The 13,766-nt window shown below is 71.8% G+C and carries 12 protein-coding genes; 6 read left to right on the top strand and 6 right to left on the bottom strand.

From position 1 onward, the window contains the following. Positions 1-93 precede the first annotated feature (93 nt). The 3 genes from GTY47_RS14165 to GTY47_RS40230 form a co-directional block, all read right to left on the bottom strand. Entirely contained in the window at positions 94-1,272 is a 1,179-nt protein-coding gene (locus GTY47_RS14165; RefSeq protein ID WP_010033068.1) for an LLM class flavin-dependent oxidoreductase, read from the bottom strand. A 50-nt stretch (positions 1,273-1,322) separates the two neighbouring features. Further along, positions 1,323-1,877 carry an NADPH-dependent FMN reductase gene (gene ssuE, locus GTY47_RS14160; protein WP_010033066.1) on the bottom strand — a complete coding sequence of 185 codons (555 nt, stop codon included), beginning with the start codon at positions 1,875-1,877 and terminating at the stop codon, positions 1,323-1,325. A 432-nt stretch (positions 1,878-2,309) separates the two neighbouring features. Beyond that, positions 2,310-2,486 (bottom strand): hypothetical protein, encoded by a 177-nt coding sequence (locus GTY47_RS40230; RefSeq protein ID WP_010033064.1) that lies wholly within the window; start codon positions 2,484-2,486, stop codon positions 2,310-2,312. A gap of 226 nt (positions 2,487-2,712) precedes the next feature. Between GTY47_RS40230 and GTY47_RS14155 the strand changes: the two genes are divergently transcribed. Together GTY47_RS14155 and GTY47_RS14150 are read left to right on the top strand one after the other, a co-directional pair. Beyond that, positions 2,713-3,153 (top strand): SPW repeat protein, encoded by a 441-nt coding sequence (locus GTY47_RS14155; protein WP_010033062.1) that lies wholly within the window; start codon positions 2,713-2,715, stop codon positions 3,151-3,153. Positions 3,154-3,280: 127 nt separating this feature from the next. Continuing rightward, positions 3,281-3,544, top strand: coding sequence for a GlsB/YeaQ/YmgE family stress response membrane protein (locus tag GTY47_RS14150; RefSeq protein WP_010033061.1), 264 nt, complete (start codon positions 3,281-3,283; stop codon positions 3,542-3,544). 88 nt (positions 3,545-3,632) lie between these two features. On the opposite strand, the gene GTY47_RS14145 is transcribed toward GTY47_RS14150, so the two are convergent. Beyond that, the gene (locus tag GTY47_RS14145; RefSeq protein WP_010033060.1) at positions 3,633-4,556 is read right to left on the bottom strand and encodes an NAD(P)-dependent oxidoreductase; all 924 of its coding nucleotides are present in this window, start codon (positions 4,554-4,556) and stop codon (positions 3,633-3,635) included. Positions 4,557-4,610: 54 nt separating this feature from the next. Continuing rightward, positions 4,611-5,396, bottom strand: coding sequence for a GNAT family N-acetyltransferase (locus tag GTY47_RS14140; RefSeq protein ID WP_010033058.1), 786 nt, complete (start codon positions 5,394-5,396; stop codon positions 4,611-4,613). Between the two features lie 116 nt (positions 5,397-5,512). Between GTY47_RS14140 and GTY47_RS14135 the strand changes: the two genes are divergently transcribed. The 3 genes from GTY47_RS14135 to GTY47_RS14125 all read left to right on the top strand — a co-directional run bounded on the left by GTY47_RS14135 (position 5,513) and on the right by GTY47_RS14125 (position 11,192). Next, on the top strand, positions 5,513-5,998 hold the full coding sequence (locus GTY47_RS14135) for a nucleoside deaminase (protein ID WP_010033057.1): 486 nt from the start codon (positions 5,513-5,515) through the stop codon (positions 5,996-5,998). Between the two features lie 175 nt (positions 5,999-6,173). Next, entirely contained in the window at positions 6,174-10,451 is a 4,278-nt protein-coding gene (locus GTY47_RS14130) for an aminotransferase class I/II-fold pyridoxal phosphate-dependent enzyme (RefSeq protein ID WP_010033055.1), read from the top strand. 6 nt (positions 10,452-10,457) lie between these two features. Further along, complete coding sequence (locus GTY47_RS14125) at positions 10,458-11,192, top strand: N-methyltransferase (protein ID WP_010033053.1); 735 nt, start codon at positions 10,458-10,460, stop codon at positions 11,190-11,192. A 52-nt stretch (positions 11,193-11,244) separates the two neighbouring features. Here GTY47_RS14125 and GTY47_RS14120 read toward each other — a convergent pair whose 3' ends face one another. Continuing rightward, positions 11,245-11,907 carry a chaplin gene (locus tag GTY47_RS14120; protein ID WP_086012456.1) on the bottom strand — a complete coding sequence of 221 codons (663 nt, stop codon included), beginning with the start codon at positions 11,905-11,907 and terminating at the stop codon, positions 11,245-11,247. Positions 11,908-12,179: 272 nt separating this feature from the next. On the opposite strand from GTY47_RS14120, the gene GTY47_RS14115 reads away from it, so the two are divergent. After that, positions 12,180-13,751, top strand: a complete 1,572-nt coding sequence (locus GTY47_RS14115; protein ID WP_010033050.1) for an alpha/beta hydrolase — start codon at positions 12,180-12,182, stop codon at positions 13,749-13,751. The last annotated feature ends 15 nt before the right edge of the window (positions 13,752-13,766 follow it).

Here is a 13,766-nt window from a genome sequence, read left to right as displayed (position 1 = left end):
CCCGTTCACCGAGGGGCGGGGCTGCCCCTCGGTGCGGATGACGCCCGACGCGGGCTCCGGGGTTGATCGTCGGGGCGGGGAGGCCGAGGCGCCCTAGCTCGCGAAGGGCGCGAACACGGCGGGTTCGGTGGGTGCGCTGGGTGAGATCGGCTCAGCGGATGCGGCGTGCCGGCCCGAGGGGTGCCGCCACAGTCCTCGTGCGGCGAGGCGCGGCAGGACTCCCTCGCCGAACCAGTACGCCTCTTCCAGGTGGGGGTAGCCGGAGAGGACGAACTCGTCGATACCGAGGGCGTGGTACTCCTTGATCCTCTCGGCGACCTCGTCGTGGCTGCCGACCAGGGCGGTGCCCGCGCCACCTCGTACCAGGCCGATGCCGGCCCACAGGTTGGGGTGGATCTCCAGGCGGTCGCGCCGGCCGCCGTGCAGGGCGAGCATGCGCCGCTGGCCCTCGGACTCGCTGCGGGCCAGCCCCGCCTGCACCGACGCCACGGTCTCCGGGTCGAACCCGTCCAGCAGCCGGTTCGCCTCGGCCCAGGCCTGCTCGGCGGTGTCCCGGGTGATGACGTGCAGCCGGATACCGAAGCGGAGCGTGCGTCCCTCGGCGGCAGCGAGTGAGCGGATCCGGTCGAGCTTCTCGGCGACCTGGGCGGGCGGTTCGCCCCAGGTGAGATAGACATCGGCGTGCCGGGCGGCGATCTCACCGGCGATGGGCGAGGAGCCGCCGAAGTACACCTGGGGAACGGGGTCGGGCACACGAGCGAGCTTCGCGTCCTGCACCCTGAGGTGCTCACCGTGCAGGTCGACCGTACCGCCTTGCCACAACTCCCTTACGACGTGCAGGAATTCTCCGGTCCGACGGTACCGGCTGTCCTTGTCGAGGAAGTCTCCGAAGGCCCGCTGTTCCTGGTTCTCGCCGCCGGTGACGACGTTGAGCAGCAGCCGTCCGCCGGTCTGCCGCTGGAAGGTGGTGGCCATCTGCGCGGCGAGGGTGGGCGAGATCAGCCCCGGCCGGAAGGCGACGAGGAACTTCAGGCGTTCGGTGTGCTGGCTGACCATCGCGGTGGTGAGCCACGCGTCCTCGCACCAGGCGCCGGTGGGGGTGAGGGCACCGGCGAAGCCCACTTCCTCGGCGGCGCGGGCGATCTGGCTCAGGTAGGCGACCGTGGGGGGCCGGTCCCGGCCGGATGCGGTGGCCGGGGTGCCGTGGCCGCCGCCGACGACATGGCGACTGTCGCCGTTGGTGGGCAGGAACCAGTGGAAGGTGAGGGACACGGGGAGTCTCCGATCGATGGGGAACGTCCGGCGGCGGCGGTGAGTGGGTGTCAACCCGCCACGGCCAGCAGCGGGGTGCGGCCGAGCGCCGTGGAGAACTGGTCGACCACCTGGGTGAGCGCCTCGGCGGCGGCCGGTGCGACGCTCAGGGACCCGTCGTCGTGCACGGTGATGTCCTTGTCGAGGGTGAACCAGCCCTGCACGGTGTGCGCCGCACCCATGGAGGTCAGCACCGGGCGCAGGGCGTAGTCGATGGCCAGGACATGGGCGATGCTGCCGCCGGTGGCGAGCGGCAGCACGGTCTTGCCGGTGAGTGCGTACTGCGGGAGCAGGTCCAGCAGTGCCTTGAGGACACCGGAGTAGGACGCCTTGTAGACGGGCGTGCCGATGACGACGCCGTCGGCACGTGCGAACAGGTCGGTGGCCTCGACGATCGCGGGGTGCCGGAAGTCCGCGCCGAGCAGGGCGTCGGCGGGGATGGTGCGGACGTCGAGCGGGATCACGTCATGGCCCTGTGCGGTCAGCCGCTCGTCCAGGTGGCGCAGCAGTCGGCTGGTGCGGGAGGAGGCGGAGGGGCTGCCGGAGACGGACAGGACGGTGGCCATGGGGTCTCTTTCCGGGAGGGGGCGCGAATGCGCGTGGCAGGCCGAATTCGAAGGACGCCGCGTTCAACGGGCGTGACTGAGCGCCGAATTCAGGCGTGAGGGAAATGCACCGCGCATGACGTCCGGTCGGCGCGGCGGTGTTCGGCCGACGGCGAATACGGCGGTGGGGAGAAGCGGCGAGCCGGGAGACTCAGGCTGCGGCGCGACAGGAAGCGCTGGAGACGCGTGCGAGGTCGACGTGGCGTCGCCGCGTGAGGTCCAGTCGCATGGTCATGCCATGGATCGTGGCAGCGGGAGACGACGGCCGTCAAGGAAATCGCGGCTCATCTCGCATCCCGGACCATGGTTTTCGGGACTGTGGATTTCGGACGGTGATCTCGGACGGTGGTTCTCGGACTGTTTGATTTCCGGGATTTCGGCCGTCGATGCCGTTCAGTCCTCGTCCGACGGAACCACCACGAGGAAGGCGTCCGACTCCAGGTCCATCACGACGGTGGCGGGCTCGCCCTCGGCGCGGCGGCGTGCCGCGTACTCCTCCGCCGGCCATGATCCGCGCGGAGCTCCCGCCGGGAACCGCTCCAACACCTTCGCGCCGATGGCCGCAGACACGTCCGCTGCCCTCCCCTGTCCCGCGCCGCCTGCCGGCGACGTCGATCGGTCACTGTCGTACACATCCGCTTGCCCCCGATCCCCCCGGACATGTACCGCCCGGTAGAAGTCCACGCCTCTACCAACCTCTACACATAAAGGAAAAATAAGAGCAGAATGGGCTTACGCGGCACTTACCGCATACCTCACCAGCCGCGGTCGCCCTGCAAGACGAAGGAGACGAGTCATGGCCAACGTCTCGCCCACCAGAGGTGACATAACCAGCCACCCTGATGCCTCCGAGATGCGGGATCGGTACGCCCGCGTGCTCGGTGGTCGCGATGTGGCGCTCGTGGACGGACCGGTGTTCCTGCTCGGTCTGTACTGCGCGGCCTCCCCGTGGATAGTCCACTACACGACCAGCCAGCCGCCGCTCGTGACGCACAACCTGATCATGGGTATCGCGATCGGTCTGCTGGCGCTCGGGTTCACTCGCGCTCCGGAGCGCATGTACGGCCTGAGCTGGGCCATGTGCGCACTCGGGGTGTGGATGATCATCTCGCCGTGGGTCGTCGGTGACAGCCCGGACGCCGGCGTCGTGTGGAACAACATCATCATCGGTGCACTGGCCGTGATTCTGGGTCTGGCGTGCGCCGGCACTGCGGCAAAGGCCTCCACGAGGCCCTAGACCCACCGCAGGGAAAACCGAAGGCCGGTCCGCGCCCCGGACCGGCCTCTCCATGTCCGCACCGGAGTGTCCCGTCCGTCAGGGGGCACAAGCACTACAGCGGGGGACCTGAAGAAGAGGGGCGGAGATGGAGATCGACGGCGTCATCAGTGCCATCGTGATCGGCATCGTCATCGGCGTCCTGGGCCGGCTCGTGGTCCCGGGCCGTCAGCGGATCGGAATCCTGTGGACGATCCTCGTCGGCATCATCGCCGCGTTGGTCGGCTCCGCGATCGCCGCCGCGTTCGACGTCGCCGACACCAAGGGTGTCGACTGGGTCGAGTGGCTCATCCAGATCGGCCTCGCCGCGCTCGGCGTCGCCGCACTGGACCGCTCGAAGGCACGCCGCTGACGGCGCAGGACAGCGACCGCGCAGCGACAGCCACAAACGGTTCAGCCCATGCACACGTGCGACACAGAATGACACCCGGCACCCGGCATCAGGGGCTCGCCGACCGCAGCGCGGCGAGCCCCTCGCGGCTGGACGGGTACAGCGGCGTCCAGCCCAGCTCGCGTTCCGCCTTGGCGCAGGACACCACCAGCCGCGAAGACATCACGGTGTGCGCGTACGACATCGGTCTCATCAGCCACAGCGGTACGGTCATCGGCTTCGGCAGTCCGAACGCCCCGGCCACGTTCTCGACGTGGGCGCGGAAGCCGAGCGGGGTGCGGTCGGCGATGTTGTACGCCTGCCCGGGGCGGCCGCGTTCCACCGCCGCGACCACCGCGCGGGCCGCGTCGGTGAGCTCCACCCACGGCAGCACCCGACCGCGGTCGGCGGGCACTGGCAGCTGCCGCCTGCGCAGCAGGGGCAGCAGCGCCTCGGTGCCACCGGGGCCGTAGAAGAGGCCGAAGCGGAGCGCGATGCCCTCCAGCGCCTCCGTCTCGAAGGCCAGCCGCTCCTTCGTCCGCATGGCCGCGATGTGCCGCTCCAGCTGCGGGGTCGTGCCCCGTGGGCCGAAGGGGTCGTCCTCCGTGACCGGGCGGTCGCCGTGGTCCCCGTAGCCGTAGCCGAAGACCATCGACTCCACGACGAAGCGTCGGGCACCGGTGACGCGGGCCGCTTCGACGAGGTGGGCCGTGCCCTCGGTGCGCAGCGCGTCGGTCGCGAACATGTCGCGGTCACGCATGGGGGGCTTGCGCAGGGCGGTCGCGGCGTGGATCACGGTGTCGAAGTGGTGTCCGTCGACGGCGCTCAGCAGCGCGTCGCGGTCCATGAGGTCGGCGCGGACGCCGTTGTCCGGACCCCGCCCGAGTCCGGTGACCTTGTGGCCCGCCTCGGTCAGGGCGCGGGTGACGTGCCGTCCGAGGACGCCGCTCGCGCCGGCGAGGAGGATGCTCTGGTTCTTCTGGATCGTCGTCATGACCGTGCGACGGATCGGACGGGCGCGGATGTGACATCCAGGCGGGGCGGCCTGCTACGGCGTGTAGACGTACGGCGTCGTCGTGGTGAGCGGTGTGAAGCCCAGGCGTTCCAGGATGGGGCGGCTCTGGCTGGAGGCGTCGACCTGGAGGTAGCGGTAGCCGCGTGCCGCGGCGGCGTGAGCGCGGTGGGCCACCAGGGTGCGGTAGATGCCGCGGCCGCGCCAGCCCTCGACGGTGCCGCCGCCCCAGAGGCCGGCGAACCGCGTGCCGGGCACGAGTTCCATGCGGGCCGCGCTCACCGGCTCGTCGCCGGCCATCGCCACGACGGCGACGACGGTGTCCGGGTCATCCGAGAGCCGGGCGAGGAGCTGGTCGCGCAGCCAGGCGCTGTCCGCGCCGAACGCCTTCTCGTGGACGTGGGCCACGAGATCCACGCCCCGCGGATCGGTGACCGGCACGACGCGGACGCCCTCGGGAGGTTCGGCGTCCAGGGAGAGGGTCGCGACCTCGCCGATCATCAGCGTCTCCTCGGATTCGGGCCTGAACCCGGCCGCAAGCAGCCGCTGCCCGAGGTCCGCCGGCCGGTCGTGCCCGTACAGCTTCCACTCGAAGTCGAGGCCGAGCCGGGTGTAGTGGGCGATCTGCTCGGCGATCGCCGCGTCCACCGCCGCCTCGTCGAGGGCGGACCACAGGACGCCGTTCCAGCCCTGCGCGGTGGCGACCTGGCGCACCACGCCGCCGGTCCGCTCGACGCGGACGCCGGGGCCGTCCGGCCGCGCCCCCTCGCGCAGCTCACGGTCGAACAGGGTGAGCAGCGCGGTGTGATCGACATGAGTCATGGGCACACCCCAGCACGCGCCGGGCGGCCGGACAACGCGTTTTACGGGTGCGGCCGAACGCCCCGGCGGCCGTACAGTCCTGTTGATCACGTCGTCACCAGGAAGGGCCCGGCACCATGGTCGTGAAGGACGCGGAACTGCCGTACCTGCGCCGCTGCGTGGAGCTCGCGGCGGAGGCGCTCGAAGCCGGGGACGAGCCGTTCGGTTCGGTCCTGGTCGGCGGGGACGGCACGGTCCTCGGCGAGGACCACAACCGGGTGGCCTCGGGTGATCGCACGCGGCACCCCGAGTTCGAACTGGCGCGCTGGTCGGCAGCCCGTCTCACGCCCGAGGAGCGGGCGGCGGCCACGGTCTACACCTCCGGCGAGCACTGCCCGATGTGTGCGGCCGCGCACGCCTGGGTCGGTCTGGGACGCATCGTCTACGTGGCCTCGTCCGAACAACTCGCATCCTGGCTGAGCGAGTTGGGGGTCGCCGCGCCGCCGGTGCGCACACTCCCCGTCCACGAGGTCGCACCGGGTGTGGTCGTGGACGGACCGGTGCCCGAGCTGACGGAACGGGTGAGGCAGTTGCACGTGCGGTTCCACCGGGGACGCGACTGAGACACCCGGGCGGTCCCGGCCTGCCGGGGCCGCCCCCACCGGGGCTTCGTGAGGCCGGCCGCCCGAGATGCAGGGGCGCGCGGTCAAACTTACGATCGAATTCAACAGGCCAGGCGTACGCCTCGGTCTCCCCGACGGGGGGAGGCGCGTGTCCTTGCTGTCAGCACGTCGGCTGATGGCCGCCCACATCGCCCTCGTCACGGTCGCCACCGTCGTGTACATGACCGTCCCGGCGGCGGACCCCGCCCTGTGGGCCGCCATCGGGCTGGCGGGCGTCGTCGCCGTGGTGACCGGCATTCGTGTCCACCGGCCCGCCCATCAGTGGCCCTGGTGGGTCCTGGCCGGCGGACTGCTCACCTTCATCGCGGGCGACACGTACTACAACGTGGTGGAGGAGTACTTCGGCGCCGACAATCCGTTCCCCTCCCCCGCCGACGCCTGCTACCTCGCCACCTACCTGTTCTTCGCGGTCGGGCTGTCGGGGCTCGTCCGCCACCGGTGGGCCGACCGTGACCTGCCGAGCCTGCTCGACGCGCTGATCATCACCGCGGGCCTCGCACTGCCCGTGTGGGTGTACGTGGTGCAGCCGCTGACGGTGGTGGAAGGGCTGACCTGGCAGCAGCGCGCCACCAGCATCGCCTATCCCCTCGGCGATGTCCTCGTACTGGCCCTGCTGGCCCGGCTGCTGACCCCGAGTCCGCTCGACGGGCCCAACCGGGCCGTGCGGCTGCTGGTGGTGGGCACCGTGACACTGCTCGGCTTCGACATCGCGTACGGGATCCTGCAACTGAAGGACATGTGGCAGACCGGCACCCCGCTGGACCTCGGCTGGATCGCCTTCTACACCGCCTGGGGCCTGGCCGCCCTGCATCCCTCGATGGTCGCGCTGACCGCGTCCGTGCCACAGCGGATGTCCCTGCTGCCGCCGCCTCGCCGGCTGGTCCTGCTCACCGTGACCACGCTCATCGCGCCGGGGATCCTGCTGTACGAGGGGCTGAGCCGGCAGACGCGGGACGCCGCCGTGATCGCGGTCTTCTCGGGCGTGCTGTTCCTGCTGGTGATACTCCGGCTGGCGGGAATGGTCGTGGCCCATCGCCATGCGGTGACGCGGGAGCTCGCACTGCGCGAGGCCGCCGCCTCGCTGGTCTCGGCCTTCCGGCAGGAGGAGGTCGACCAGTCCTGCCGTGCGGCGGTCGACCGGCTGCTGGGGCCGGACGTACCGCACCGGACCCTGCTGCTGCCGACGGATCGCGCGGGGAACCTCGGCGCGCACGGCACCCACGTGGTGAGCCCGGCCGCCCTCGAACCCGGCGTCGCCGCCGGACTGGACGGCCTGCCCTCCGTCCTGGTCTGCCCCATGACCCGGCCCGACCGTCCGGCCGGGGGCGTCCCTGGTGTCCTGCTGGTCGCCGCCCCCGAGCGGCAGCTCAGCGAGACCTGGGGCTCGCTGGAGATCCTGGCGTCGCACGCGGGCCTGGCCATGGAGCGGGTCACGCTGCGCCAGGAGGTCGTCCGGCGGGAGAACGAGGCGTACTTCCGCACCCTGGTCCGCAACGCCTCCGACGTCATCCTGATCCTGGAGGACGACGACAGGATCCGGTACGCCAGCCCGTCCGCGCGGTCCGTCTTCGGCACCGACGACCTCGTCGGCGTCCCGCTGCCGGAGCTGGTGGATCCCGGGGACCGGGAGCGGGCCGCGCGGGAGCTGGCCGCCGTGCGGGAGAGGGGCGCGCGGGCCGGACACGACCACTGGTGGGTGCGGCGCCAGGAAGGGCGTGTCGAGGTGGAGGTGCGGTGCAGCGACTTCCGGGACGAGCAGACCGTGTCCGGCCTGGTGGTGACGCTGCGGGACGTGACCGAGCAGCGGCGGCTGGAGCAGGAGCTGACACAGCGGGCCTTCCACGACTCGCTGACCGGTCTGCCCAACCGGACGCTGTTGCTGGAGCGGATCGAACGCGCCTTGTTGCGCGGCCGCCGCGAGTCGTCCCTGACCTGTCTGCTCTACATCGACCTGGACGACTTCAAGCTGGTCAACGACACGCTGGGGCACCGGGCGGGCGACCAGCTGCTGATCGCCGTCGGCAACCGGCTGTCCCGGGCGCTGCGGCGGACCGACACCGCGGCCCGGCTGGGCGGGGACGAGTTCGCCGTGCTGATGGAGGACGCCCGGCAGCCGCTCGACGCCGAGCTGCTGGCGGCCCAGGTGATCCAGACGCTGGGGCGGCCGTTCGACCTGGCCGAAGAGTCGGTGACGGTGTCCGCCAGCGTGGGTGTGGCCACCGCGCGCGACAGCACGGACGCGGAGGAGCTGCTGGGGCACGCCGACCTCGCGCTGTACTCCGCGAAGGCGGCGGGCAAGCGGCAGTGGCGCCGCTTCAGGCCGCTGCTGCGCAGCCGCATGGTCGAGCGACACGACCTGCAGTCCCAGCTGGCGCAGGCGATCGCCGACAAGTCGTTCGCGCTGCGCTACCAGCCCGTCGTGGACATCACCGGAGGCGAGGTCGTCGGGTTCGAGGCCCTGGTCCGCTGGCCGCACGAGCACCGGCCGCCCGTCGCGCCCGACCAGTTCATCAGCCTGGCCGAGGAGACCGGGCACATCGCGCCACTGGGATCGTGGGTGCTGGAGAAGGCGGTCAACGACATCGCGGACCTGCAACGGCTGCCCGGCCCCGCCCGTCCGCCGTACGTCAGTGTGAACGTCTCCGCCCGCCAGTTCCGTGACGCCGGCTTCGTCGAGCAGGTCGAGCGGGCGCTGAGCACGCCCGGGCTGGAGCCCGGTTCCCTGCAGCTGGAGCTGACGGAGACGGTACTGCTGCACCGCGACGACCGCCTCCAGACGGTGCTGCACACGCTGAAGGAACTCGGGGTGCGCATCGCGGTCGACGACTTCGGCACCGGCTTCTCCTCACTGCGCTATCTGCGGGACTTCCCCATCGACGTGCTGAAGATCGACAAGTCGTTCATCGACGACATCGCCCACGACGCCCAGCAGGTCGCCCTGGTCGAGGGCATCGTACGGATCGCCGACACCCTGGGCCTCCAGGTCATCGCGGAGGGCATCGAGGACACCGCGCAGCGGGACCTGCTGGCCGGGATGGGCTGCCGGTTCGGGCAGGGGTACCTCTTCGCCCGGCCCCTGACGGTGGAGCAGAGCGCGCACGTGCTGCGGGAGCCGAGCGCCCGCCCCTTCGCGCCGACCCGGACGTGGCGGCCGCGTCTCGACGCCGCCCGGGGCCGCCGGGCGGCGCGCTGGCCGGATCTGGAGCATCTGCGGCGCACCAGCCCGATGAGCGACGCGGTCCTCGACGAGGTGCGCGGCCGGCACATCCGCAGCGGCGACCACTGGCTGATCGACTTCGCGTCCTGCAACTACCTGGGGTTCGACTGGGATCCGGAGATCATGGAGGCCGTCGATCCCGCGGTGCGCGAGTGGGGGACGCACCCCAGCTGGTCGCGGCTGCTGGGCAGTCCGCGGCTGTACCCCGACATCGAGGAGCGGCTCGCCGCGCTGCTGGGCGCGCCGGACACGCTGCTGTTGCCGACGCTGACGCTGGTGCACGCCTCGGTGATCCCGGCGATGGCCGAGAACGGGCACGTCTTCGTGGAGGCGACCGCGCACCGGACCGTCTACGACGGCTGTGTGGTGGCCCGCGCGCAGGGCGCCACCCTGCACCGCTTCCACGCCGAGCGGCTCGACGAGCTGCGCGCGCTGCTGGCCCGGGTGCCGCCGGGCACGCCCCGGCTCGTGTGCCTGGACGGCGTCAACAGCATGAGCGGCAACATCCCCGACCTGCCCGCGCTGGCCGCGGTGTGCCGGGCCGAAGGAGCGACGGTGTACGTCGACGACGCGCACGGCTTCGGCGTGATCGGGGAACGCGGGCCGGGCGAGACCTGCCCGTACGGCATGCGCGGCAACTGCTTGGTGCGGCACACCGGGGAGTCGTACGACGGGATCGTGCTCGTGGCGGGTTTCTCCAAGGCGTACTCGTCGCTGCTCGCGTTCCTGGCGCTGCCGTCGGAGCTCAAGAACCACCTCAAGACCGCCGCGGGCCCCTATCTCTACTCGGGGCCGTCCCCGACGGCGTCGCTGGCGACCGCGCTGGCCGGGCTCGACGTCAACGAGCGGCGGGGCGACGCCATCCGGGCCGACCTGTACCGCACGACGGTCCGGGTACTCGATCACCTGGACAAGCTGGGGGTGAGCACCCTCAACACGGACCGGCTGCCCATCGTGGAGATCCCGCTGACGGACCCCGCGGACCTGGACGCGGTCGCCGCGTACCTGTGGGAGGAGGGCATCTACGTGACGCTCGCCGCCTATCCGCTGGTGCCCCGCGACCAGGTCGGCTTCCGCATCCAGCTCACGGCGCTCCACTCGGACGACGACATCGACCGCCTCAACGGGACCCTGACCCGGCTGTCCGAGCGCTTCCCCCTGCGGCCGAAGGGCTAGAGAGCGATGACGACGCACAACGACGACGTGGACTGGGACCGCTGGCCGGTCGCCGACTATCTCCGCGAGAACTACCGCGAGGTGCATCCCGCGGACACGGCGGTCATCGCGCACCACAGCGCCTTCTACCGTCGCTTCCGTCCCGGCGCCATCGCCCGCTCGGTGGAGTTCGGGGCGGGTCCCAATCTCTACCCGCTGATCCTCGCGTCCGCCGTGAGCCGCAGGATCGACGCCGTGGAGGCGGGCGCGGGCAACGTCGCCTACCTCCAGGACCAGATCTGTCACCGCCTCGACGCGAGCTGGCTGCCCTTCCACGCGCTGTGCCGGCGGCTCAACCCGGATGTGCCGGCGACCCTGGCCGGGGCGCTGGCGCCGGTGAACGTCGTGCACGCCGACGTCCGGACCCTGCGACCCGGCTCGTACGAACTCGCCTCGATGCACTTCGTCGCCGAGGGCGCGACGGAGGACTTCGCCGAGTTCGCCGACTTCTGCCGCACCTTCGTCCGCACGGTCGAGCCGGGCGGCCACCTGGTCGCCGCGTTCATGGAGAACATGCCGACGTACCGCATCGGCCCGGCGTCCCGCTGGCCCGGCTGCCCGGTCGACCCGGCGACCGTGACCGAGGTCTTCACCCCTCTGACCAGCGACCTGGACGTCACTCACATCGACACCGACCCGACCCTGCCGGACTACGGCGACTCCGGGATGGTGCTGCTGACGGGGGTGGCGGAGGCGGTCTGAGGGCACCGCCTCCGTGACTGCTCCGGCAGGGCGCGCGCCCCAAGCCGTCCCTTCAGTCGTCCGTCCCCGGGCGGAACCGGCGGCGCAGGACGACTCCCCCCAGCACCAGTGCCGCGCTCGCCGCGACGGTCTGGAGGGCGTGGTCCGCGCCCGTGTGGGCCAGGGCGCCGGTGGCGTGGGGGGCGGTGTGCGCGGCCGGCTCGGGGGCGGGGTGCGGCCGAGGCGGGGTCGGCGGCTTCGGGACCGGCTTCGGTGGGTGGTGGGGGCGGACCGGGCGGTCGCCGGGGGTGTTCGAGGACTCGTTGCCGGTCGAGGCGTTGCCGACGCCGACCACGTTCACGCTGTTGCCGGTGACGTTGACCGGCAGGTCGACGGGCAGGTGGACGCCGTTGCCGGAGACCACGCCCGGTGAACCCTTCGCGCTGCCTTCGGCGGCCGCGCCGCCGGGCTTGCCGGTCCGGCCGGCCCGCCCGTCGTCCTTGTTCGCGCAACTGTTGCCGACGGCGGGATTGAGGAGCCCCACCACGTTCACGGTGTTCCCGCACACGTTCACCGGGACGTGCACCGGCAGCTGGACGGTGTTGCCGGAGACCACCCCCGGCGAACCGGCCGCCGAGCCCTCCGCTCCGGATCCGGCGTACGCGGGGACGGTCAAGGCCATCGCGCCCGAGGCGGCGGCGACGGCGATCACACCGTTTCGGGTAACCCGTTTCATAGGTTCCCTGCCTTCCAGACATCGTCGCGGGCACTCACCCGCACGAGATAAAACGCCGACGGCCGATCCGAGTTATGGCTTATCGGCCTTTCACCCCATCGAGCGGCCCGGTTGTCGAACGAGCGGTAAAGCCCTTCGTATGCGCGACGCGGCCGCGCAGGATAAGGCCCCCCGCCCCCGCCCGCTCGTCCGGAGGCGCGGCCTCCGGTGCCCGCTTATGGTGAGCGAGGGCGCCGGTCCCCGGTCCGCTGTGGGCGCCCCTGGAGGCATCGATGCTGGCCAAGCTGTCCATGCGCCCCTGGGTGAGGCGCTGCGCGGTCCCCTGTGCGGCCGGGCTGGCCCTGCTGGGCGCGGGGCTGCCGGCCGCGGACGACCCCGTGCCGGGCCTGGCGCGCTTCTACGACCAGAAGGTCAAGTGGTCGGCGTGCGAGGGCGAGGACATGCCGAAGGACCTCCAGTGCGGCAAGGTCACCGTCCCCCTCGACTACGCCCGCCCCGGGGAAGGGACGCTCGATCTCGCCCTGGCCCGCTACCGGGCCACAGGCAGGTCGCGGGGCTCGGTGCTGCTGAACTTCGGCGGCCCGGGCGGTCAGGGCGTGGGTCAACTCGCCGTGGCCGGCAAGGACTTCATGGGCCTGACGAACGGCTACGACGTGGTCGGCTTCGACCCCCGGGGAGTCGGCCGCTCCTCGCCGGTCAGCTGCGGCAACGCCTCGGACGACCCACTGGCCGCGACGGACGGCGTCGCGGCCGTGGCCGATCCGCAGGCCGTACTCGCAAAGCTGCGCCGCGCGGCGGCCGAGTGCGCCGAGCACTCGGGCCCCGTCCTGCCCCACATCGGCACGGTGAACGCCGCCCGCGACCTGGACGTCATGCGCGACGCACTCGGCGACGGCAAGCTCAACTACCTGGGCTTCTCCTACGGCAGCCGGCTCGGCGCGGTGTACGCGGCCCAGTTCCCCGACAAGGTCGGCAGGATGGTGCTGGACGGCGTCGACACCCTCACCGAGCCGCTGTCCGAGCAGGGTGTGGTGAGCGCACAGGGGCAGCAGACCGCGCTGGAGAACTTCCTCGCCTGGTGCACGGAGGACATCGCCTGCCCGTTCGGACAGAACCCGCGCGAGGCCAGGGAGCACGTCGTCGAGGTGGTCGAGTCGCTCGACCGGGACCCGGTGCCGACCGACTTCGGCGAGGCGTTCTCCGGCCAGGACTTCGCGGGCGCCCTCGCGCAGGGGCTGTTCAGCAGGGAGCTGTGGCCCTCGCTGCAGCGGGCCGTCGCGCAGCTGCTCGAGGACGGCGACACCAGCCGCCTGGAGGCCTTCGCGTCCGGGGGTGTCGCCCACCCGCCGTGGCGGGCGGCGCACCGCGGGCTCACCGACCCGCAGGACGTCCCCTTGGACAACCTGCCTGCGGCCCTGATGGCGGTGAACTGCGCGGACGATCCCGACCGCCCCGCCGCCGAGCAGGTCGGCAGGGACCTCGGCCGGCTGCGCGCCCGGTACGAGCGGGCATCACCGGTCTTCGGCCGGTACCGGCTCACCCAGGTGCTGATGTGCTACGGCCGCCCCAAGGGCACCGACTTCATCCGTGAGGAGGTCAAGGACCTCGACACCCCGAAGATGCTTCTCGTCGGCACCCGGGGCGACCCGGCCACGCCGTACCGCTGGACGGTGGAGACGGCCGAGCGGCTCGGGTCGTCGGCCGTGGTGCTCGACAACCGGGGCGAGGGCCACACCGGCTACGGCTCCTCCAAGTGCGTGCACCGCAAGGTCGACGCGTTCCTGCTGTACGGCACCCTCCCGCCGGACGGCAGCTCCTGCGGCTCCGACCACGACACCGAGTGAGCCGGGTGCGGTCAC

The sequence above is a fragment of the Streptomyces sp. SID5464 genome (genome assembly GCF_009862985.1).
GTDB classification, from domain to species: domain Bacteria; phylum Actinomycetota; class Actinomycetes; order Streptomycetales; family Streptomycetaceae; genus Streptomyces; species Streptomyces chartreusis_D.
This window is presented reverse-complemented; position numbering and strand designations above follow the sequence as displayed.

Coding starts and splice junctions, on each gene's coding strand:
- ssuE (WP_010033066.1), bottom strand. CDS start 1,877: ATGGCCACCGTCCTGTCCGTCTCCGGCAGCCCCTCCGCCTCCTCCCGC.
- GTY47_RS14155 (WP_010033062.1), top strand. CDS start 2,713: ATGGCCAACGTCTCGCCCACCAGAGGTGACATAACCAGCCACCCTGAT.
- GTY47_RS14150 (WP_010033061.1), top strand. CDS start 3,281: ATGGAGATCGACGGCGTCATCAGTGCCATCGTGATCGGCATCGTCATC.
- GTY47_RS14145 (WP_010033060.1), bottom strand. CDS start 4,556: ATGACGACGATCCAGAAGAACCAGAGCATCCTCCTCGCCGGCGCGAGC.
- GTY47_RS14140 (WP_010033058.1), bottom strand. CDS start 5,396: ATGACTCATGTCGATCACACCGCGCTGCTCACCCTGTTCGACCGTGAG.
- GTY47_RS14135 (WP_010033057.1), top strand. CDS start 5,513: ATGGTCGTGAAGGACGCGGAACTGCCGTACCTGCGCCGCTGCGTGGAG.
- GTY47_RS14130 (WP_010033055.1), top strand. CDS start 6,174: ATGGCCGCCCACATCGCCCTCGTCACGGTCGCCACCGTCGTGTACATG.
- GTY47_RS14125 (WP_010033053.1), top strand. CDS start 10,458: ATGACGACGCACAACGACGACGTGGACTGGGACCGCTGGCCGGTCGCC.
- GTY47_RS14120 (WP_086012456.1), bottom strand. CDS start 11,907: ATGAAACGGGTTACCCGAAACGGTGTGATCGCCGTCGCCGCCGCCTCG.
- GTY47_RS14115 (WP_010033050.1), top strand. CDS start 12,180: ATGCTGGCCAAGCTGTCCATGCGCCCCTGGGTGAGGCGCTGCGCGGTC.